This is a genomic window from Actinoplanes sp. NPDC020271 (assembly GCF_044388125.1).
Taxonomy (GTDB): domain Bacteria; phylum Actinomycetota; class Actinomycetes; order Mycobacteriales; family Micromonosporaceae; genus Actinoplanes.
Genome location: NZ_JBIRWQ010000037.1, coordinates 48132 through 68643, shown reverse-complemented (window position 1 = coordinate 68643; position 20512 = coordinate 48132). Strand labels below are relative to the sequence as shown.

The window sequence follows — 20512 nt, the reverse complement described above, 5'->3', positions numbered from 1 at the left end:
CCCTTCTGCGTTTCACACAAGATCACGCTGCGTCGGAACCAAACAAGCGGGCGACAACGACTGAGTCAGAACCTGGTGGTCGATGGCTGGCTTTGCCAGCCCCAGCCCAACGCATGCTGGAGGTTCTGGATAGGCTGCCCTCATGATCCGCGCAGTGGTCTTCGATGTCGGCGAATGTCTTGTGAACGAGACTCGCGAGTACGGGACGTGGGCTGACTGGCTGGGGGTGCCTCGCCACACGTTCTCGTCGGTGTTCGGTGCGGTGATCGCAAAAGGCGGCGACTACCGCGACACGTTCCAAGTGTTCCAGCCGGGCTTCGACCTCGCTGCGGAGCGCGATAAGCGCGCCGCCGCCGGCCAGCCCGAGTGGTTCGGGGAGGACGATCTCTATCCAGACGTCCGACCTGCACTAGAGGCCCTGCGGGACGCCGGTCTCTGGGTTGGGATCGCTGGCAATCAGACGATACGGGCCGGAGGAATCCTGCGGGAACTTCAGCTCCCGTCCGACTTCATCGCCACGTCCGACGACTGGGGAGTCTCGAAGCCCGACCCAGCGTTCTTCGAGGCTTTAGCGCACGCCGCACCACACAAGCCCGAAGAGACTCTTTACGTTGGCGATCGGCTGGACAACGATATACGTCCAGCCATTGCGACCGGCTTCAAGACTGCACTCATCCGCAGGGGTCCGTGGGCCACGATTCAACAGCATGATGCAGATGCCCAAAAGCTGCCTACTATGAGAATTGATTCTCTAAGCGAATTGCCTGGCCGAGTCGTGGCTTTTAACGAGAAAGGGTACTGAGGACCGTCTCCCAGCTGTAGAGGCGGTCATCGACCCCGCGTACCTCGTCAGTGTCCGCCCATGGCTGCAAGTCACGGCGCACTGCGCGAATCCGTTCCATGCCGGTTGCGTACCAGGTGAGCGAGAGTTGATCGAGGGCTTCATGGATCCGCTCGCATGCCTGGACGTATTTTCGCTGGGCCGTTTCAACGGCGGCAAGGTCGCCAAGGATGACGACTCGCTGCTTTCCTTCCTCCGGATTTAGCGCCTTGAGTGCGGCGGTCAAGGTGTCGCGGGCTTGGGCATGCCGCCCGGCGGCCAGTTGGGTGTTTCCTTTGAAGGCTGCCAATCTTGCGCCCGAGAACCAGGTAAACCATTCTGGTGGACGGTGTTCGTTGCTGGTCGCCATGGTCTTCTCGGCTCGGTCGATCATTCCGAGCGCCTCGTTCGGATGTCCACAGCGAGTTGTGCACTCTGCGTCTACCGCATCTATCCAGGCCAAGAAGTCAGTGGAAGCTGGCCCTCGCCGGGCATAGGTGCGAGCGGCTCGAAGCCGCTCCGCTGCGTCGTCCGCCCGCATTCCCCAGCCCGGGATGAATGCCGCGTGAGCAAGGACCGCCGCACCGAGGAGAGGGTCTTCGGCGTCGCCGGCAGCCTGCAGAGCGCGGCTGTAGGTGCCGTCCGCCTCCTCGGGGCGCCGCAGATCGAAGAACTCGATCCGCCCAGCCAGTAAGAGCGACTCCGCGAGCGCTGCGGCCAGAATGCGCCGGGGGACGCCGCTCGTCTCCGAGAGCAGTTGGAGCCCAAGCCTCGTGTGTTCGACCACCGTGGGGTGCAGGTGAGCAGGCTGCACGCTCCAATACAGCCGACGATGAGCCAAGGTGATGGCGGAGTAATCGGCGCCAATCGTTGACGGCTGGACCGGAGCTGCCGCGACCGGCAAAGGCACACTGAGGGGCGGTTGGCTCGCGGCAACTCGCGGAAGAGCGCCTTCAGCCATACCGATCTCGCCGGACTCCCATGGGGCGGTGAAGCCCAGATCTCTGATTTCCCGTTTTAGGACGTGAACAAGCAGCCGCTGATGATGCGCCTGCGGCCACGGCGGATCGGTGGACTCCCACCGACGAATCTGCCGCTCGCTGACCTTGAGCGAGCCGAGGCCAATACGGGGCGCTGCGGCCGTGAGTGCGTCCGCGAAGCTCGCTTGCGAGCTGTAGCCGGCGTGCTGCCTTGCTGCCTTGAGTTTCGTGTTCCCTGTCGGGCGGGGGGCCATCGTGTACCTCCAGAGCTGACGTGCCTATCCAACATAGAACATGAGGTCTCGAACAGGTCCCACTGATGCCCCCTCGGGCAGGTGGCCTTCAGAAAGTCCTAAGAATGTCCTATGTACGGCCTTCTGGTCCGCAGCGGAGTGGTGCATTGTCGTCACGAACCGCGGGGCGCGACGCTACTGCGCGTCACGTCGGTTCCATGCAAGGGCTCGGTACTGGCATCTGAACTTAGACACCGAAGCCCACGCAGGTGATCGAGAGTCACAGACGGCAATAGATGTTCTGGAGAGGACGACGTCCCGTGGGCACCCCCAAGCAGCTTAGGCAGGCGTTGAGCGCCACTACCGAACAGCGAGGCTTGAAGTGACTGGCCGCCACTACACGCCCTCGGACGTGACGGTTTCCATGCCGGTCTGGTCTCCTGCTAACGATCCGGGTGCAGCGCAATCTGCGCAGTCCGTCACGCCGCCATACGTCCAGCCGGGGCGTCGCTACGAAGAGGCCGCCCCTCGCCCGTATGCGCGGGCTGCGGCAGCGGCGCAGGAGGCCATTCGCTCGAGCAGTGACACGCTCCCGGCGCATCGAGCTGCACCGGGCGAGTACGACTGGTGGCAGCATCGTCTGGTCAGGCCGGGCAAGATCTGCAAGATGGACTGCACCTGGTCCGCTGCCGGTTGGCCGCAATTGGCTGACGACCTCTGGCGGGTCGTACACAGCGATCGCTCAGGTACCCGACGAGCAGACTCCGCGCTGATCGGTCTGGGCTTAGCTGCGGCTTTGGTAATCGAGCCGCTTTTGGGCGGCCAGGTCGTGTTGAACCGCGACGGTCACCTCAGACTCGCATCAGAACTTGGTGCGGCGCTGGACTACCGGACTCAGGCTGCGGCGATTTCCGGACGTGCGCCTGTGGCACTAGTGCCTGACCGAATCGCGAACGAGTTCCTGATGTTGATCTACACGGAGCCGGATCTGCTGTCGCTTGAGACGTGGCTCGCGTACCTGGCCCCTCTCGCGCCTGAACAGGTTGCCCAGCGGCTCGTGGATGCTGGGCATTTGCACATCGAGCGGCCTCGTCGCTTCCTCGGTAGAACGATCATCTATCGACCGGTCAACACGAATGTGGCCGTTTGGCCCGCTATCCGGCTGCAAAGTCCGATGCGTGGCGGTGAGCTTGATCCGGTGGATCTAGCGCTACTGGGATTGTGCCGAGCAATGGGAATGGACCGGTGGCTATTCGATGACCAGCCGCCCGACTTGGTGGCGAAACTACTCCGCGAGCCTGATCGGCTGCCGCAGCCATTTCCTCAGCTGTGGCGACAGCTCGACGCGGTGATGGCCGTTTCCGCCAGCCGTCTGCACTAAATGTCCCCCCTCGCCTCGCGGCCCGACCCGGGTCGTTGTCGTTTCCCCTCATCAAGGAGTTTCGTCGTGACAACAGTGCAAGCCTCACGGCCGCCGAGCCGGGTCAGCCAGGCTCTGGCCGCGAACCGGCTCGGCGTGTGGACCGTGGTGGCGATCGTGGGCGGCGCAATCGCCCCGCTGACGGTGGTCGCCGGAGGCGCGACGACCGGGTGGGCGGTCGCCGGGGTCGTCGCTATCCCGCTTGCCTACCTAGTCATCGCTGTGCTGCTGATTCTGTTCAGCACCGGATACACGGCGATGAGCCGAGGCTCGATCAGCGCTGGACCGCTTTACACCTTCCCTGCGAAGGGACTGGGCCGGCCCGCCGGAGTCGGCTCCGGGGCCATCGCGCTCTTCGCGTACAGCACGATGGGCGCCGGGCTGCTGGGCGGCTTCGGCGCGGTCGCGAAGCCCCTGCTGGCCGAGCAACTCGGCTGGAGTGCGCCGTGGTGGGCGTGGGCGCTGGCCGCCTGGGCGATCATCGCCATCCTGGGCGTGCTGCACGTCGACGTAGTCGGCAAGGTCCTCGCGGTCCTGCTCGGTGCCGAGGTCCTGGTGACCGTGATCCTCGCCGTGGTGATGTTCGCGCACCCGGCGAACGGCCACGCCTCCTACACGGCGATCTCCCCAGGCCAGATCCTCGTGGCCGGGTTTGGTGCCGCCTGCGCCATCGCCATCGCCGGGTTCGTCGGGTTCGAGGCCACCGGCAACCTGTCGGAGGAGTCGAAGGACCCGAGACGCACCGTGCCGCTGGCAACCTACCTCGCACTCGGCATCGTCGGCCTGGTCTACGGAGGCACCGCGCTCGCGATGGTGGTCGCGGCCGGCACCGACAACATCGTCGCGAAGAGCACGAGCGACGGCACGGACACCATGTTCAACCTCGCCGCTCCGTACGTGCCGAGCTGGCTGATCACCGCCGGGCACTTCCTGCTGCTGTCCAGCCTGTTCGCCTCCGCGCTCGCCTTCCAGTCGGTGTCCTCCCGCTACCTGTTCACGCTCGGCCGCGAAGGCGTCCTGCCCCGGCGCCTGGCCCAGACCGGCGCGCGTAACCACGCGCCCATCGCCGCGTCGATGACGCAGAGCGTGATCGGCCTAGTGATCGTCTCCCTGTACGCGATCAACGGCTGGGACCCTCTGACGAAGCTGTTCTTCCAGCTGACCGTGGAGGGAGGCTTCGGGGTCCTCGTGCTCATGGTGATCACCAGCGCCGCGACCGCCGCCTTCTTCCGACGCGTGGTCAACCGGTCCTATGGCATCGGCATCGGGCGCGGTGTCGTGGCCCCGATCGTGTCGGCGCTGCTGCTCGGTGTGGTGCTGGTGGAGACGTTGCAGCAATTCCAGACCCTGATCGGTGTCCCCGATGACGACCCGCTGCGCTGGATCTTCCCGGGCAGCTTCGCAGTGCTGTTCCTCCTCGGCATGATCTGGACGGCCTGGCTGCGCCACGCGAAGCCCGACGTGTACCGGGCGATCGGCACCAGCCGCCCGCCGGAGCCACGGCCCACCGGGCTCACGCCGGAACCCATCGCGAGCGGGCGGTGAACCGGATATGACCCGAACCGCGCCCGAGATCACGATCCGCGATGCCAAGCCCGAAGATCTGGCCACGCTCGTCGACACCCTCGCTGAGGGCTTCCACGACGGCGACTTCGCCGACTGGCTGATTCCCGATCCGGCTCAGCGCGCCCGCGTCTATCCCGGCTATTTCCGGATCCTTGCCGGGCACGCGCTGAACACCGGCTGGGTCCAAATCACCGGCGACGGCGACGCCGTCGCGGTATGGCACCTGATCGGCCCGAACCCGGCAGTCGCACCGCCGATCCCTCGCTATCAGCAGCGGCTCGCCGACACGGTCGGCCCGGAGGCGTTGCCGCGCTTCCGGGCGCTCGACACAGCGATGGAGGAGTACCACCCCGCCGGGCCGCACCACTACCTCGCGTTCCTGGCCGTCCGCCCGGACCGACGTGGGCAGGGCCTGGGCACTGCCCTGCTGGAGCACCATCATCAGTACCTCGACGGCCGCGGAATTCCCGCCTATCTCGAGGCCACCGGCCCCCGCAACATGCGGCTCTATCTACGACACGGCTACCAGCCCCGTCCGCCATTTCGGCTGACCGACGGCAGCCCTCACGCGCTGCCGATGTGGCGCGATCCCAACCCCGGGACCACCGGGTAGCCCGTCGAGCCCACCGGCCGGTAGGACCCCCGCCTAGCGAGCCGGTGCCGAGGTGGTGTGCCGTTTCCCCCAGCGCCCGGCAGCCGCACGAGACGAACCTCAGAGGCGTCAAACGGTGCACCACCTCATCCCACCGAATTTCTACCAACAGAAGGCACGCGAGATGACCATCAGCAGGATCGAGGTACGCCGGTCACGGCGTACCCGCCCGGCCGCACGCAGCAGCTGGGCGACGGCGGGTGGTCGCAACACGAGCTTCGCCGGGCAGCACACGCGGCCCTGCCCGGCGGGGAGCCCGGGACGCCGAGCGGCCGTTTCGGGGACCGGGTGCGCGAGCCCCAGCAGCAGGGCAGCACGATCGCGCACCCGGTCAGCCTTCAGGCCGCCGGCCGGGCCGGAGCGCGCCATGGCTGTTGCGATACGCAATCCGGGCGGGAGGCTTCCCGCCTCGGGCGATCTTCTGCACGTCGACAGGCAGACGAGCGTCCAGTTCACCGAGCCGTTCAAGTTCCGGGTGATCCGGCTGGAGCGTGGGCCGGTCACATACGGTTGGTGCTGGGTGCACGGCTACGTGTTGAACGAGTTGGGTGACGCCGTCGAGGAACGAGATCTGTTCCTCCAGGTGCAGGGGCTTCTGTATCTCGATCGGCCCGGTTCTTCGTTGAAGCATGGCGTGCGGCCGCAACCGGGACGCGGTAACCGCGGGGACCGTCATCACCAGCCTGGCCGCTCGATCGCATCGCGGGAGTCTCGATGAACCGCGACGGCGATAGCAAAGTCACGCCTCCGGAACGCCAGCGGGTGGACGAGATCGCACGGTGGGGACAGCAGGATCCCAGCGCCGCAATCGACTACCTGAAGGCGTGCCTGGACGGGGATCACGGCTCCGTCGAACCAGGGCAGAGAGTGGAATTCTGGCTGCTCTTGGCCGAGCTGTACGCGACCTTCGGTGACCTGGTCCAGGCCCGTGCGCGGTGCGCTCGGGCGGTATTCGAGATGAACCGCCTGGCGGAGCCGGACGCGCAACTGGTCCTTGCCTGCCTCGCCGTCGCGGCGGACATCGCGGTCCAGTCCGGGGACGGCACTGCGCCGACAGCATGCTTCGCCTATATGCGTCAGACCGCTCACGACGCCACGAGCTCGGATCCGAGCCGCCTCGTCCTGGCCGGCGCCCTGATGGCGATCGCCGAGTACCACCAGCAGGACTGCGCGACCGCCAAGACACGCCTCGACACTCTCATGCAGAGGGCACCGGACGGGCCGCTCGGGCGGATGCTGGCCGCCGCCGCAGCCGCAATGGAACATGGCTGCGCATACCCCGGCGGGCGCGAGCGAGGCCCGGTCAAGCCATTTCCTGGAGTGATTCTCCAACCGCTGAGTGAACTGCCCGACGAAGATGCCCTCGCCGATCGGGTCCGTCAACATCCCGGCGTCCACACCGGCACCAGCAAGGCGTCGACCAGGATCCCACAACGTTGCGGTGGCGGCCGTGAGGACCACGAACACGATCGTCGAGATGCGGCTTGGCCGCTACCGGCCGCCCTTCCGGTGCATTCGCCGACCGGCCGGGGTGCCGCCTCGGCAGCAGCGATGCCAGCCAACCTTTGGCCGCCCTCGAACCTTCAGCGCGGCACCCACGTCAGCCATCCCCCGTGGGGACCGGGGTGAGCACCGGTCCTGGGCCGGGGTGCAAACCTCCGGAACGCACCCCGGCCCACCCCGCTCACCGCTGGCAGACCCGGCCGCCGCGCCTCGGCGAAGCCACCTTCAACTTCACTGCCAGCCCCGGAGCATTGGCCAACTACGCCAGCGCCGATCTGGCCCGGCAGTACCGGCTCGCGGCATGACCACCACAGAGCTGAGCGTTCGCAGGCGCCGGCGGGGCAGAGGTCCACGCTCTGCACCGAAATGCGATGAACCCGCCACCCGATCCTTCAAAACCGCCACAAAGAACATTGTTCCCTTATCAACAACGAGGCCGAGTCGATGAGTGCAGAAGAGCCCGTCCCCCCGCTGGACGCCAGCGTCGCCCACCCAGCTCGCAGATATAACTATTGGCTGGGAGGGAAGGACAACTTTGCTGCCGATAGAGAGTCCGGCGACGCCATCGAGAGAGTCTTTCCGCACATTCGTAAATCAGCAGTCGAGAACCGACGGTTCCTGCAACGCGCGGTCCGTTATCTAGCTGCGGATGCTGGCGTCAAGCAATTCCTTGATATCGGCACTGGGCTGCCGACAGCCGACAACACTCACGAGATCGCCCAGACGATTTGCCCCTCCTCCAGGATCGTCTATGTGGACAACGATCCACTCGTCCTGGCCCACGCCCGCGCCTTGCTGACGAGTGCCCCCGAGGGCCAAACCGCGTACATCGAGGCCGACGTCAGGGATCCGGGATCGATTACTGGCCATCCCGTACTGTCCGACGTCCTTGATCTGCGGCAGCCGGTAGCGATCATGCTTGTCGCTGTCCTGCACTTCCTCCCTGACAGCGAGAACGTCTACTCCATCGTCAAAACACTCATAGAAGCTGTTCCGTCCGGCAGTTATCTTGCCCTCTCGCACGCGACCAATGATTTCATTCCCAAAGCTGCCGCTGAGGTTTTTGCCAGCGGTAGAATTCCCGGAACCCACGATTTCACAGGTCGAAAACGTGCAGATTTCGAGCGGCTCTTTGATGGCCTGGAGATCATTTCGCCGGGCGTCAGTTTGGTCAGTGAGTGGCGAAGCTCCGACTCAGAAGAAATACCTCCCCCACAGGAGGTATCGGTCTACGGAGCGGTCGGCGTTAAGCCCTGACGGCGTGGCAAGCAATCGATTGACCGAGGGGAAGAGCTATCCGAATGAGGACACTCGATGCCGTATCGGTCACTTCGCACGCCAACGCTCGGCTCTCCCCTAACCTCGCGGGGCCAAGTTCTCCACCCCCACCGAAAGATCCACTAAGGCTCGGCCGGGCGTCAGCCCGGCAGATCCACGACCGGAAGGAATCCGATGACAGTGCAGGCTGATGGCGCTGCCGCCTTGCGTGAGGCCATGGTGGCCACTCTGCGCGAGGAGGGTCACATCACCAGCGAGGGGGTAGCCGCGGCGATGAGCGTCGTGCCCCGGCACGACTTCGCCCCTGACGAGCCGCTGGAGAAGGTCTACCAGACCGACACGACCCTGGTCCCGAAGATCGACGCCAACGGGCGTCAGACCAGTGTGGTCTCGGCCTCACACATCCAGGCCATCCAGCTCGAACAAGCGGACGTTCGGCCGGGGATGAACGTGCTGGAAGTCGGCTCGGGCGGCTACAACGCGGCCCTGATCGCGGAGATCGTCGGAACAAGCGGCTCAGTCACGACCGTGGACATCGACTCCGACGTCGTCGACCGCGCTCGTGCGGGGCTGTCCAGGGCCGGGTACGAACAGGTCAACGTCGTACTCGCCGACGCTGAGCACGGTGTGCCGCAGAACGCGCCGTACGACCGGATCATCGTCACGGTCGGCGCCTGGGACATCCCGCCCGCCTGGCTCGATCAGCTCACCCCGACGGGCCGGATCGTCGTACCGCTGCGCTTCTCCGCGATCACCCGTCTGATCTCCTTCGACCGAGCCGAGGGCAGTCCGACGTTGAAGGCCAGCAACTACCGGCTCGGCTCGTTCGTGCCGATGCAGGGTGACGGTGCCGCTGACGAGTCGCTGATCGCGGTCACCCCGGACCTCGGGCTGCGCATCGACCAGAACAGCTCACTCACCTTCGACGTGCCGGCGCTGCGCAAGGCGCTCAACACCAGCCCGGTGGAAAGCTGGTCGGGCACGCCGTTCGACATGCCGGATGAGTTGGAGCTGTACCTGCTGACCAACGGCCCGGAAATGCCGATGCTGCACGCCGCCCAGGCGGCGGTGGATCAGGACGTGGTCAACCGCACGGTGCGCAACGGCACCCCGGCGCTCGTGCGTGAGGGCTCCTTCGCCTACCGCGTCAAGCGCGAGAACCCGGAGACGGTGAGTGGCTATGAGACCGGCGTGGTCGCGCATGGACCGGATGCCAAGCAGGTCGGTAACGAGCTGCTGACGATGATCCAGACGTGGGCGGGCAGCTACTACCAGCGCAACGCAGCCAGTATCACCTACCACCCGAAGACCGCAGACGCCGCCAGCCCGGTCGGGTGGCACACCACCAAGCGGCACGGCGTCCTGTCTGTCGTCTGGCCCTAAGACTTCGGCGGTCCTCGGTCCCGGGACCGAGGACCGCCGGGGAAACCCCTCATTACCCGATCCACGGAGGTTGTCATGTCCCTGCTCACGATCGATCCCGCCATCGAGGGCGGCACCGACGACGACTTCGACCTCGACATCGAGTTCATCGAGGCCGGTGGCACCGTCGAGCACATCATCAAGATGACCGAGGACAACTGCGGCAGCACCTGCGCTTCGGCCTGCACGAGCTGCTGACGAGCCGCACCCGCCGATGACGCGCCCGGTCGGCGTGGCTGATCCAGATGGCCATGCCGGACGCCGAGCCGTCGACGGCGCCGGTACGAGGGTCTCGGCCCTGCGAGCACACTCGCGGGGCCGAGGCATTCCCTGCTCGATGTTCAACGAACGTGACCTGGGGAGGCCGGCGATGTACCGCAGTCTGGACGATGCCCTCATCGTCAGAGCGGCCCTGCTCCGCCCGGACCAGATTCGCTCGTGGCCGGACCTGACCAGCGGCAGCGCGGCGGCCAGTTGGCGACCGTGGCTTACGCAGGTGGGGTCGACGATGCCCGGCTTCATAGCGGCAGCCGCACATGCCTCCCCTGACCTCGCCGCGCGAGCTGCCGCAGTTCTCAGCGGCGACGTGTCGCCCGCCGATGCCCGCGCAGTGACGCTGGCGCTCATGCGCTATCTGCTTCGGGCCACGACGCGCGCCACACCGTTCGGCTTGTTCGCGGGCGTCGCTCCCGCCAGGGCAAGCGGTAGGGGCAGCGTACGTTGGGGCGGCTCGCATCGACCCACCGTACGGATTCAGGCGTCCTGGCTCGCGGTTGTTCTCGATCGCCTCGAATCCGACCCGGAGCTACGCCCGCACCTGATGCTGAGTGTCAACAACTTGTTGGTGGAACGAGCAGGCAGGCTGGTGCTGGGGTACCGAGCCGCCACGAGCGACCCCCAGGGTGCGCCCACCCATCTGAGAATCCGGGCCAACGAGGCCATTCGTGCCGCGCTGGCGCTGGCCGCCGAGCCGATTCGGTCAGCGGACTTGATCGGCAAGCTGGTGGCAACGGGCACGGCGCCGCCCGAAGGCGCGGAACGGCTCGTCGGGCAGATGATCGCGCAACGGCTGCTCCTGACCAACCTGCGCCCGCCGTCAACCGCGACCGACCCCGTGGCCCACCTCCTCGGCGAGTTGCGGACCATCGCGGCCGAAGACGCCGTCATACCGCTGCGCCATCAGCTTGGCCACATTCACGATCTCAAGGTCCGGCATGACAGCGCGCCGGACACGGCGAGCACCGACGCCCATCTAACAGATCTCCGTGAGTTGCTCGCTTCGGTCCATCCTGGCCAAGCCGTCGGGATTGACCTCCGTCTGGACTGCGACCTCGTGGTGCCGGCCGCCGTTACCGCCGAAGCCTGCCGCGCGGCCTCGGCACTGACTCAGCTCGCCCGTTCGACCTCGATCGGATGGCGAGACTGGCACTCGCGTTTCCTGGACAGATACGGCCTGCACGCCCTCGTCCCGGTTCTGGACGCCGTCGATGCCCAAATCGGACTCGGATACCCAGAGGGCTACGCCGGAGACCCGACCGAGGCGGCCTCCGTGTTGACCGATCGGGATCAACGGCTCATGGCCTTGGCCCAAGGTGCTGCGCTACGCAACCGGCACGAGGTGATCCTCGATGACGCCACGCTGGAGAAGGTGGCCGGCGCGCCGCCGACCGAGACCTTGCCCACTGCCGAGCTGACCGTGCGCGTCCACGCCGAGTCTCTCCAGGCCATCGCGGACGGCGACTTCCAACTCTCGGTCGTGCGCGCCTCCCGACAAGCCTTCTCGACCGCGGGCAGGTTCCTCGACCTGTTCGACGGGGACACACGGCAACGCATGACCGACCTGACCGCCGAGACACCGCCCGCCAGCGCCGGAGCACTACTGGCCCAACTGTCGGCCGTCACCCGCTACACCATCAGCCTGGACGTCAACCGCGCCGCCCAGGCCCTGCCACACCTGATCCCCATCGGCGAACATCACCCCACCTCGCCGTCGGTAATCGACCTTGACGACGTCGCAGTCACCGCTGACGGGCACCGCATCTACCTGGTCTCGATCACCCGCCAGCAGGCGCTACAACCCGTCGCGGTCAACACGGTCGAGCCGGTCCGGCACGCTCACCCCCTCGCCCGATTCCTCGCTGAGGCGCCGGTGGCTTTCGCCACCCCCTGCTCGCCGTTCGAGTGGGGGCCGTTGGCCAAAGGTCTGCCGTTCCTACCCGCGATTCGGTACGGCCGGACCCTATTGAGTCCGGCGCGATGGCTCCTGAAAGCCAACGAACTTCCGGGCAAGACGGCCAGCTGGGATCAGTGGGACAGCGCGCTCACCGCATGGTCGGGCGAAACCGGGTGCCCTCCTGTTGTCTCGCTCGGCATCGGCGATCAGGCTCTCGGTCTCGACCTCCACGTGCCAGCTCATCGCGCCTTGCTGCGAGATCATCTAAACCGCAACTCCACCGCGTTGCTGCGCCTCGTTCCCGCCGGCGACGGCTGGCTCGAAGGCCACCGACACGAGATCGTCATCCCGCTGGCCGCCACCGCGCCGAGGCCGCCAGCGCCTCGGCTAACCGGCACGCCGATCGACGTCCGCGCCCACGGCACACTGCCCGGCGGTGATCACCTCTACGTCAAAATCTATGCCCAGCCCAACGACCAAACCACCATCTTGGGCTCGCATGTGCCTCGGCTACTGGCGGGGCTCCCGGACGCGGGCACCTGGTGGTTCCTGCGCCACGCCGACCCTGAACCGCACCTACGCCTGCGACTGACCGGCCTGCCCATCAACGCCGTCACCGCCTGGGCACAAGAGCTGGCCGAAGCTGACCTGACCCGACGAGTCCAATGGGACACCGACTTCGGCGAACCCGGCCGCTTTGGCGGCATCGACGCCTACGCCGCGACCACGACAGTGTTCGCGGCAGACTCCGCCGCCGCGCTCGCTCAGCTCGCCGTCACCGAGCGCCGTTCCGCACCAGGCTGGCAGGCGGTAACCGCCGCGAGCATGGTCGACCTCGTCACAGCCGTCGTCGGCGATCCGAGCGACGCACTGCGTTGGCTAATCGCCCGAACACGGACGCACCGCCCCGCACCCCCACGACACCTCTACGACCAAGCCGTTCTCCTGGCCAACCCGCACGGCCGCTCCGCCATGATGTCCCTTCCCGGCGGGAAGGACCTGATCGATCGGTGGGCGGAGCGCCGCCTCGCGCTGAACGCCTGGCGCACCACGCTGCCCACGCTACTCAGCGCCGTACCACCGGTCGACCTTCTGCCCGACCTGCTGCACCTGCACCACGTCCGCGTCGCCGGACTCGACCTCGACAGCGAACGAACCTGCCTCCATCTCGCTCGCGCCGCCGCGCTGAGCTGGACCACAAGGAGCGCCCCGCGATGACAACCACGATCAAGGCTACCGACCAGGTCGCAACAGCCCGCGACGCGCTCCTTGACCCCACCGTCGTCGGCCCGTCACCTGACGGCCGAACCCGGCCTCAATCGCTTGCGGGAGGCGCGGTAGGCGTCGCCCTGCTACACGTCGAGCTAGCCATCTCCGGGCATGGCGATGAAGCACTCGCGCACCGCTGGATTCGGGCCGCGGCCAGCGAGCCGGTCAGCATCGGCCGCAACTCCGATCCCTTCCACGGCGCGCCCGCGCTGGCGTTCATGCTGCACACCGCCCGGCCCCTCGGCGGCTACCACCGCGCCTTCGCCAGCCTCACCGACGCAACGATGACCCTCGTCCGTCAACGCCTCGCCGCCGCTCACGACCGCATCGATCGACGCGAACCGCTGCCGATGTACGAGTTCGACCTCGTTCACGGCCTGACCGGACTCGGCCTCTACCTTCTTCACGCACACCCCGATCACCCCCTCAGCGGCGACGTGGTCGGCTACCTCACGCGCATCACCCAGCCGCTCGACGGCGACAAAGGCAAACCGCCGTGGTGGCTGCCCTCCAACCTCGCCGGCGTGCCCCACCCCGACTTTCCAGAAGGTCACGGCAACCTCGGAACCGCCCACGGCATCAGCGCGGTCATCTTTCTGCTCGCCTACGCCATCCTCCACGGTCACGACACATCGGCAGCACACAACGCCCTCAGCACCCTGACCCGCTGGACGGACGCGCACCGCCAAGACGACGGCAACGGCATCTGGTGGCCCGGATACGTCACCCCCGGCACCGAACCAACCCAACACCGGCCGTCGTGGTGCTACGGCACAGCAGGCACCGCTCGTGCCCAGCAACTCGCCGGAATCGCACAGAACGACACCGTCCGACAGCAACTCGCCGAGAACGCGATGCTCGCCGTGCTGCAAGAACCGTTGCAGCGCGACCGGCTCAACGGAATCGGCCTGTGCCACGGCAAAGCCGGACTCCTGCAATCCGCCTCGCGTATGGCCGCCGCCGAGACCGACGAGATCCGCTCGGCCCAAATCAGCGCCTATCTGCCCGGGCTCGCTGCGGACCTCGCCAGTCAACTTGCCGAGGAAGAACACGGCAATCCCGAGCTGCTGGACGGTACCGCCGGAGCGGCACTCGCACTTCACACCTTCGCTAACGGCGCCCCGGCTACCAACTGGGACGCCTTCCTCGCCCTCAGCTGAACGAGTGAAGGCGACCGATGACAACCCTCGAATGGCGACAGGTCACGGTCACATTCCCCGACCCGCACAACGCCGAGGAGACCGCCCGGAGACACCTCGCGCCGATTCTGGCCGAAGCCGAATGCCGCCAGCTCATCAGCGCGTGGTTCTACATCCGAAAAGGTGCCTGGCGGTTGCGTTACGCCCCGACGGCAATCGGGTCTGACCGCTACATAGACGATGCGTTGGAGCGGCTCACGCGCGATCACCTGCTTCATGACACCGTCGCGGGCATCTATGAACCGGAGATGTACGCCTTCGGCGGTGCCGAGGCTATGGACGCCGCTCACCAACTGTGGCACCAGGACAGCCGCCACCTTCTCATCGACGGTGAAGGTGCCGCAGTCCGCCAGCGCGAGACATCGATCATGCTCCTGGCCGCAATGATGCGGGCAGCGCTGCTCGACTGGTACGAGCAGGGCGACGTGTGGGCACGCGTCGCCGCCCATCGCGACTCACCGAAGCCCGGGGCTGTCGCATCGCTCCTGACCGGAGCGAAACGACTCCTCACAGTCGACCTGATCAGTCTCGCCCAGCAGGAGGCGTCGTTGATCGGCCATCAGACCTTGATAGAGGCGTACGCGTCTGCCGGTAACGCCCTCCAGAGCCTCAACTCGTCTGGCCGGCTACATCGCGGACTACGAGACATCCTCGCACACCATGTCCTCTTCTCGTGGAACCGCCGAGGCGTGCCCGGTTTGCAGCAAGCGGCCCTCGCCGCCGCCGCCAAGACCGCCGTCTTCGGCCCGGATCCCACCCTCGATGTGCCGGTGCCGGAGGGCCTCTCATGAACCCGGATGTTGCCCGGATGTTCCCGCTGGTCGCTCGTACGCGGCCCGCGTGCCCGCCACTCGACGAACGAGTTAAAGACCTTCAGGAACGCGCGCGTCGCGCCCAGGAGCACTGCGACCCGGCAGCAGCGACCGCCGTCTTCAACCTCGCCGCACTCCTAGCCTCCGACTGTGGCATGCCTGACCTGGCCCGCACCTGGTGCCACCGACTCGCCACCGTCGCGATAGCCCACGGCAGCCAGCCGCAACACGCGCTCGAACCCATCGTCAATCTCGCTCGCCTCCATATCCGAGCAGGCAATGGCCCCGCCGCCTGGACACTGCTGGAGGAGCTCTTCCAAGCCGTCGACACCCGCACGGACACCAAGATCGACGGCCTCGTCATCCCTATCACCCTGCTCATCGATGCGCCTAATGCATACGCCGAAACCCGAAAGTGGCTGTGGAGCGTGTTGCTCGGCACCGGCGCGCACGCCCTCGCCGCCGCCGGCCGTTGGGAAGAAGCCAGCCAACGCCTTGGGCAGTACAAGGGGATCGGCACCCGCATGCTGGACGGCAGGCAAGTTGCGATCATCGCCCACGCCATGGCAGGCCGCATGCAGCAGGCACGCACGATGCTCGACAAAACCCAGCCGGGTGAGCAGTGGGAGGACGCGGTCATCGCCTGCCTTTCCCTCCACGTGCCGACCGGCCGCCCGGCCGACGCGACAGCCACTGTGCTCACCGCGTACGAACTCCTCGACCATGCCGAGTTCGGACTAGCGGTATTCCATATCCGCCTGGGCCTCATCGTCGCCGATGCCTTGGAACAGGATCATCACCCTGCCCGAAGGCGAACCATCGCGAGCCTCATCCGCCAGGCCCTGAGCGACGGCTACGCCGCCCGGGACTTCCTAGCTCACCCTGAGCACCTCAACATGGCCACGGTCCGGGAGATCCACCAGCTAACCGACTTGGTGTCCGCCTGCGGTATCGCCCGCGGAACGATGTCAAGCGACCATCGCGACTCCCTCGACAGCGCTCTCAGCACCGCTGAGTTGGTCATCGCGCAGCAACGACGACGACCCCGGCCGCCGGTGTAGGCCGCCATTCGATCTGGCGTCAGCGCCGTCCGGCCCGCCCCTGCACTGCAGCTCCCGAGGAGACCGTAATGCCGCTCGAACTACTGCTCGACTCGCGCACCGCCGAAGAGTTCATGAACACCTGGCCAGACACGCCGCAAAAGCTAACCCTTCCGGCCGGAGGGCTGGCTCTGACGCGCGTGATCAATGCCAACACCGTCCGCGAGATACTCGACAGTGGCTGCTATCCGGCTACGGACGTGAACGTCATCAAGAACGACAACGGGGTCCACCCCCGCCTGTTCGCCTCCGGCGACCGGCTCGACCCAGTCAAACTGAAGCAGTGGCGTGACCGGGGCTACACCGTTCAGATGCGGCATCTCGAGCGGTGGCTTTCGGGAATGGCGACCATCACGCGGTCGATTCAACAGCAGACCGGCTGTGTCAACTACGTGTCCGCCTTCGTCACGCCGGCCGGGCGGCAAGGGCTCGGCCATCACTGGGATCAGTATCTCAGCGTCGTTGTTCAGCTCGCGGGCACCAAGACGTGGGATATCTGGAAGCCGAGGGTCGCCAATCCCACCCGCGCTCATCTGACAACCGTCCAGCTCTGGCAGGACGACTGGGTACAGGAGTGGGCCGACAACGGCCCGGATATGTCATTCGACCTCGCCCCACACCAAGTCCTCGTATTGCCGAGAGGGTGGATACACAGCCCGCACAGCCGAGGCGACGACGAGAGCGTCCACCTCACTTTCGTGATCAAGGAACGGACTCCGCTCTGGATCGCCGAACGCCTTACCGCCACTGTGATCGAGGACGCGGCGTTCCGTCAGGCAGTTCCACCGACCGCCCTTTCACCCGAGGCTCTAGTCGACTGTGTTGGTCAAACTCGCGACATGTTGATCAAACATCTCAGCGCACTCGACACCGAATATTTCGCCCGCCTTCTACGGGTCGCCGCCGACACGGAGGTCGATCAAGACTTGATTTAGCCCTCTATACGACCAGCTCAGCGGCCATTTCTAGCTGCCCTGATGGTGTAGATTGGTGGTACTCAGATTGGCGGTTCTGACCAGGGATCCCGATCGGACAGCAATCGTTCGCGTGTGCACAACCCGACTAGTTGCGGTCGTTGTCGGCGTAGACCACCCGGGCCGTGGGGTCGGTCGCCTGCGCGATCTCGTGCGTGTTCGGCGAGGTGGGGATGCCGGTGCCGATGTCCAGGAACTGCCGGATGCCCTGCCCGGCGAGGAAACGCACCGCCCGGTGCAGGAACCACCGGTTCTCGTGCACGGTCAGGCGGACCAGCGGCATGTGCTCCTCGATCTGGCGCGCGGACTCGCGGTCGGCCTCGAAGTTGTCCTTGCCGCCCAGCCAGTAGTCGTAGCGCCGGGCCGGGTGGGGGCGACTGGTGTCCAGCCCGGGATGAGACACGGATGCACTCCTTTGTGGACGTTGCCGCCCACCTTACGACATCCGGTACCGTGCGCCGATGGAAAAACCGATGGAGAACACGCACCGGCGCGCGCCGCGGCAGGTCCCTACCGAGGAGCGCGGGCGGCACATCGTCTACGCGCCGGACATCGACGGTGATGCCGACCCGGGCGAGATCGTCTGGACCTGGGTGGAGTACGAGGAGGACGACGGCCGCGGCAAGGACCGCCCGGTGCTCGTCGTCGGCCGGGAGGGCCGCACCCTGCTCGGCCTGATGCTCTCCAGCCAGGATGAACGCGACGGCCAGCGGCACTGGCTGGCGCTCGGCCCCGGCGAGTGGGACCGCGACAACCGCCCCAGCTGGTTGCGCCTCGACCGGATCCTGGAGGTCGACGAGGACGGCATCCGCCGCGAGGGCGCGATCCTCGACCCGGTCCGTTTCACCCGCGTCGCGATGATCCTGCAGCGCAACTACAACTGGAAATGACCGTCTTTGAGGCCGCTCGACGTGGAGACGCAGACCACCGGGCCCTCGAACGGCCCCAGCGCGCGCAGACCGGCCAGGCCCGCGGCGCTGGAGAGTTCTGTCCACAGGCCGGCCCGGGCGAGTTCCGCCTGGGCTGCCCGTAACTGCGGGTCGGTCAGCGCGACGGCCCGGCCCCCGCTCGACCGGACGGCGAGGACTCCTCGGTGCCCGCTGACGGGGGATACGATCGAGCCTGCGGCGGTGGCTTCGACCTTGACGTGAGCTGCGGGAACGTCGTCGCGCAGCGCTTTCACCAGCGGCGCGGCGGCGGCCGGCTCGCACGCGATCATCCGGGGCGCGCGCGGCGCACGGCCCAGGCGTCGCAGCTCGTCGAAGCCCTTCCAGATGCCGTAGAGCAGCTCGCCGTACCCTGTCGGGACGAAGACCGCTTCCGGCGTTCCCAGGTCGGCATTGATCTCGTACGCGATCGGCTTGTAGCCCTCGGAGCCGAACGGATGGCCGGTGCGCGTGACCGTCGTGCTGCTCACCGGATGCAGGCCGGCCCGCTCGACGATCGTCCGCTGGTGTCACCCGGCGAACGCTGCCCGATCGCCAGCGAATCCATTCTCGAACCTTAATGGGTTGGCCCGGTATGTCATCGTGGGCCGGTGCTCACGACGACCCGGCGGCGCCTCCGTTCCCTTCTGCTGCTGGAGTTGCTGAACATCCCTCTGCACGCCTGACTCTGGTTCGTGGTCATCGACCTGTCCCGAAGCGCGGCGAACCTCGCCGGCTTCGCCGCGTTCGCCGTCCTGCTGCTGGTGGGCGCCGCGTACTGGGCGGTGAAACTGCGCCAGTTGCGGCGCCGGGAGCGGCACCTGGCCCATCGTGGCGCGTTCGCCGCGGCGCGCGTGCTGCTGCCGGTCGCGCTGGGTGCCGCCCTGATCGTGGCCACGGCCGCCGCGGTGGTCACGCCCGGCTCGTCGTCGTGGCCCGGGCTGGCGTTCGCGGTCTTCGCCGTCCTCGAATACGTCAACTACTTCCACGTTCAGCTCATGCACGACAACCGCGCCGACCTGCGCCGCCTCTTCACCACCGGCTTGCGCCGCTCGCATCTCGCCCACGATCTGCGAATCCCCAAGCGGCCGGCGCCGGCTCCCGCCCGTCCGCGACGACGCTGACGGGCGGGGTGATCCGGCCGGAGCGGGCGTTCGGGGAGGCCGTCGCGGCCGTGCCCATGGATGCGACGACCTCCTGCCGGGCCGCGCCGATCCCTAGGACCGCAGGCGCTGGGTGATGAACAGCGCCGCCCGGTCGAGGGCGTCGTCGGCCTCGCTCAACGACCCGGCCCAGGCCTGGAAGACGTGCGGGACCCCGGCTGTCACGTCGAGGATCACGTCGACGCCGGCGTCGCGGGCGCGCGCGGCCAGCCGGGTTGCGTCGTCGAGGAGCATCTCGTCGGTGCCGGTCTGCAGCAGGATCGGCGGGAAGCCGGTCAGGTCGGCGTAGCGGCACGGGCTGAGCAGTGGCTGGTGCGGGTCCTGGCCGGCCAGGTACATCGCGCCGGTGCGGTCGAGGCCTTCGCGGGTGAAGAACGGGTCGATGCCGGCTTTCGTGGTCATGCTCTCGCCGGTGCGGGTGGCGTCGAGGCCGGGGGAGAGGGCGACGATCCCGGCCGGCAGGGGCAGTCCGGCGTCGCGGGCGGCCAGGCAGGTGGTGATGGTGAGGCCCCCGCCGGCGGAGTCACCGGCGAATACGATCGTCGCCGGGTCCGAGCCGGAATCCAGAAGCTCGCGGTACGCGGCGACGGTGTCCTCGATCCCGGCCGGGAACGGGTGTTCGGGCGCGAGCCGGTAGTCCACCGAGTACGCCCGCACGTTCGCCCTGGTAACGAGGTTGGCAGTGACGGGCAGCGCGGTGGTGGGCGAGCCGGAGACGAAGCCGCCGCCGTGGAAGTAGAGGATCGTCCCGCCCCGCGCGTCCCCGGCCGGTTCGACCAGCAGCGCGGGACGGTTGCCGAGCGTCGCCGGCGTGGTGCGGATGTCACCGGGCACCTGCATGGTGGCCATCAGCGCCCGGAATCCGGCCCGGATCTGCTCGATCGTCGGGGGCGGTCCCGTGGGGCGGGGGTGCCGGAGGGTCGCCGCGAGTGCCGCGCGCTGGTCCAGGGTCATGAGCTTGCTCTCCCGTACGTAATAAGTGTCTTGGAAGTATATTCCAAAGAAGCTAACTTCGGCCACGG

At 67.0% G+C, this 20512-nt stretch carries 21 protein-coding genes and 1 pseudogene; 17 read left to right on the top strand and 5 right to left on the bottom strand.

What is annotated here, in order from left to right:
- The first annotated feature begins 142 nt into the window (after positions 1–142).
- Positions 143–802 carry an HAD family hydrolase gene (locus tag ACH442_RS43725; protein WP_396344081.1) on the top strand — a complete coding sequence of 220 codons (660 nt, stop codon included), beginning with the start codon at positions 143–145 and terminating at the stop codon, positions 800–802.
- On the opposite strand, the gene ACH442_RS43720 is transcribed toward ACH442_RS43725, so the two are convergent.
- The gene (locus tag ACH442_RS43720; protein ID WP_396344080.1) at positions 783–2054 is read right to left on the bottom strand and encodes a hypothetical protein; all 1272 of its coding nucleotides are present in this window, start codon (positions 2052–2054) and stop codon (positions 783–785) included. The two genes, ACH442_RS43725 and ACH442_RS43720, sit on opposite strands and share 20 nt — an antisense overlap.
- Before the next feature lie 391 nt (positions 2055–2445).
- Between ACH442_RS43720 and ACH442_RS43715 the strand changes: the two genes are divergently transcribed.
- From ACH442_RS43715 to ACH442_RS43705, 3 genes are all read left to right on the top strand, one after another.
- Positions 2446–3414, top strand: a complete 969-nt coding sequence (locus tag ACH442_RS43715) for a GPP34 family phosphoprotein (protein ID WP_396344079.1) — start codon at positions 2446–2448, stop codon at positions 3412–3414.
- Positions 3415–3489: 75 nt separating this feature from the next.
- Positions 3490–4998, top strand: coding sequence for an APC family permease (locus tag ACH442_RS43710; RefSeq protein WP_396344091.1), 1509 nt, complete (start codon positions 3490–3492; stop codon positions 4996–4998).
- Positions 4999–5005: 7 nt separating this feature from the next.
- On the top strand, positions 5006–5632 hold the full coding sequence (locus tag ACH442_RS43705; protein WP_396344078.1) for a GNAT family N-acetyltransferase: 627 nt from the start codon (positions 5006–5008) through the stop codon (positions 5630–5632).
- A 141-nt stretch (positions 5633–5773) separates the two neighbouring features.
- On the opposite strand, the gene ACH442_RS43700 is transcribed toward ACH442_RS43705, so the two are convergent.
- Positions 5774–6040, bottom strand: coding sequence for a hypothetical protein (locus ACH442_RS43700; protein ID WP_396344077.1), 267 nt, complete (start codon positions 6038–6040; stop codon positions 5774–5776).
- Here ACH442_RS43700 and ACH442_RS43695 point away from each other — a divergent pair.
- The 11 genes from ACH442_RS43695 to ACH442_RS43645 all read left to right on the top strand — a co-directional run bounded on the left by ACH442_RS43695 (position 6039) and on the right by ACH442_RS43645 (position 17362).
- On the top strand, positions 6039–6389 hold the full coding sequence (locus tag ACH442_RS43695) for a hypothetical protein (RefSeq protein ID WP_396344076.1): 351 nt from the start codon (positions 6039–6041) through the stop codon (positions 6387–6389). The genes ACH442_RS43700 and ACH442_RS43695 overlap by 2 nt on opposite strands.
- On the top strand, positions 6386–7300 hold the full coding sequence (locus ACH442_RS43690) for a hypothetical protein (RefSeq protein WP_396344075.1): 915 nt from the start codon (positions 6386–6388) through the stop codon (positions 7298–7300). The genes ACH442_RS43695 and ACH442_RS43690 overlap by 4 nt, the downstream gene beginning before the upstream one ends.
- Positions 7297–7479 carry a hypothetical protein gene (locus tag ACH442_RS43685; protein WP_396344074.1) on the top strand — a complete coding sequence of 61 codons (183 nt, stop codon included), beginning with the start codon at positions 7297–7299 and terminating at the stop codon, positions 7477–7479. Before ACH442_RS43690 ends, ACH442_RS43685 begins: the two co-directional genes overlap by 4 nt.
- Positions 7480–7618: 139 nt before the next feature.
- Positions 7619–8431: an SAM-dependent methyltransferase gene (locus ACH442_RS43680; protein ID WP_396344072.1), complete on the top strand. Its 813-nt coding sequence runs from the start codon at positions 7619–7621 to the stop codon at positions 8429–8431.
- Between the two features lie 195 nt (positions 8432–8626).
- On the top strand, positions 8627–9835 hold the full coding sequence (gene fxlM / locus ACH442_RS43675) for a methyltransferase, FxLD system (protein ID WP_396344070.1): 1209 nt from the start codon (positions 8627–8629) through the stop codon (positions 9833–9835).
- Between the two features lie 75 nt (positions 9836–9910).
- Positions 9911–10072 carry an FxLD family lanthipeptide gene (locus ACH442_RS43670; protein WP_396344069.1) on the top strand — a complete coding sequence of 54 codons (162 nt, stop codon included), beginning with the start codon at positions 9911–9913 and terminating at the stop codon, positions 10070–10072.
- Positions 10073–10211: 139 nt separating this feature from the next.
- Positions 10212–13265: a lantibiotic dehydratase gene (locus ACH442_RS43665; protein ID WP_396344067.1), complete on the top strand. Its 3054-nt coding sequence runs from the start codon at positions 10212–10214 to the stop codon at positions 13263–13265.
- Entirely contained in the window at positions 13262–14476 is a 1215-nt protein-coding gene (locus ACH442_RS43660; protein ID WP_396344066.1) for a lanthionine synthetase C family protein, read from the top strand. Before ACH442_RS43665 ends, ACH442_RS43660 begins: the two co-directional genes overlap by 4 nt.
- A 17-nt stretch (positions 14477–14493) precedes the next feature.
- A complete protein-coding gene (locus ACH442_RS43655) occupies positions 14494–15306 on the top strand; it encodes a thiopeptide-type bacteriocin biosynthesis protein (RefSeq protein ID WP_396344065.1) in 813 nt (270 codons plus the stop codon).
- The gene (locus tag ACH442_RS43650; protein ID WP_396344064.1) at positions 15303–16388 is read left to right on the top strand and encodes a hypothetical protein; all 1086 of its coding nucleotides are present in this window, start codon (positions 15303–15305) and stop codon (positions 16386–16388) included. Before ACH442_RS43655 ends, ACH442_RS43650 begins: the two co-directional genes overlap by 4 nt.
- Positions 16389–16456: 68 nt before the next feature.
- The gene (locus ACH442_RS43645) at positions 16457–17362 is read left to right on the top strand and encodes a JmjC domain-containing protein (protein ID WP_396344063.1); all 906 of its coding nucleotides are present in this window, start codon (positions 16457–16459) and stop codon (positions 17360–17362) included.
- A gap of 136 nt (positions 17363–17498) precedes the next feature.
- Here ACH442_RS43645 and ACH442_RS43640 read toward each other — a convergent pair.
- Positions 17499–17804: pseudogene (locus ACH442_RS43640) on the bottom strand (SAM-dependent methyltransferase); the annotation flags it as partial.
- Between the two features lie 58 nt (positions 17805–17862).
- On the opposite strand from ACH442_RS43640, the gene ACH442_RS43635 reads away from it, so the two are divergent.
- Positions 17863–18291, top strand: a complete 429-nt coding sequence (locus tag ACH442_RS43635; protein ID WP_396344062.1) for a type II toxin-antitoxin system PemK/MazF family toxin — start codon at positions 17863–17865, stop codon at positions 18289–18291.
- On the opposite strand, the gene ACH442_RS43630 is transcribed toward ACH442_RS43635, so the two are convergent.
- Positions 18276–18818, bottom strand: a complete 543-nt coding sequence (locus ACH442_RS43630; protein WP_396344061.1) for a pyridoxal-phosphate dependent enzyme — start codon at positions 18816–18818, stop codon at positions 18276–18278. The genes ACH442_RS43635 and ACH442_RS43630 overlap by 16 nt on opposite strands.
- A 204-nt stretch (positions 18819–19022) precedes the next feature.
- On the opposite strand from ACH442_RS43630, the gene ACH442_RS43625 reads away from it, so the two are divergent.
- Entirely contained in the window at positions 19023–19451 is a 429-nt protein-coding gene (locus ACH442_RS43625) for a hypothetical protein (protein WP_396344060.1), read from the top strand.
- Between the two features lie 93 nt (positions 19452–19544).
- Here ACH442_RS43625 and ACH442_RS43620 read toward each other — a convergent pair whose 3' ends face one another.
- Positions 19545–20444 (bottom strand): alpha/beta hydrolase, encoded by a 900-nt coding sequence (locus ACH442_RS43620; RefSeq protein ID WP_396344059.1) that lies wholly within the window; start codon positions 20442–20444, stop codon positions 19545–19547.
- Positions 20445–20512: the final 68 nt, after the last annotated feature.